The 272-nt window shown below is 70.6% G+C and carries 1 pseudogene; it reads right to left on the bottom strand.

Annotated elements, in window-relative coordinates:
- Window positions 1-124: 124 nt before the first annotated feature.
- A pseudogene (locus tag U8L64_RS20075) lies at window positions 125-272 on the bottom strand (Bcr/CflA family drug resistance efflux transporter); the annotation flags it as partial.

Genomic DNA, 272 nt, shown 5'->3' with positions numbered 1-272 from the left:
CCTGCTCGCCGCCGGCCCGGTGGCGCGGCAGCTTGCGGACAGCTTCGACCAATACTGGAATCACCAGCTAAGCGTGCCGATCCAGCACTTCTTCTGGCGACCGCCGGCACGGCGCAAGCTGAGCGAGGCGCGCGAGCAGCGCCGAGGCGCTACCGGCGTTGGCACGCTGATCGGCCATCGCGCATGCGGTGGCGTTGGGCAGCAGGCAGCCCAGGCACGCCACCGAGCAGAACAGCGGCAGCATCAGCGGCCAGAGCGCATCGGGCTGCACC

This window comes from Pseudomonas sp. FIP_A4 (assembly GCF_036701605.1).
GTDB classification, from domain to species: domain Bacteria; phylum Pseudomonadota; class Gammaproteobacteria; order Pseudomonadales; family Pseudomonadaceae; genus Stutzerimonas; species Stutzerimonas phenolilytica.
This window is presented reverse-complemented; position numbering and strand designations above follow the sequence as displayed.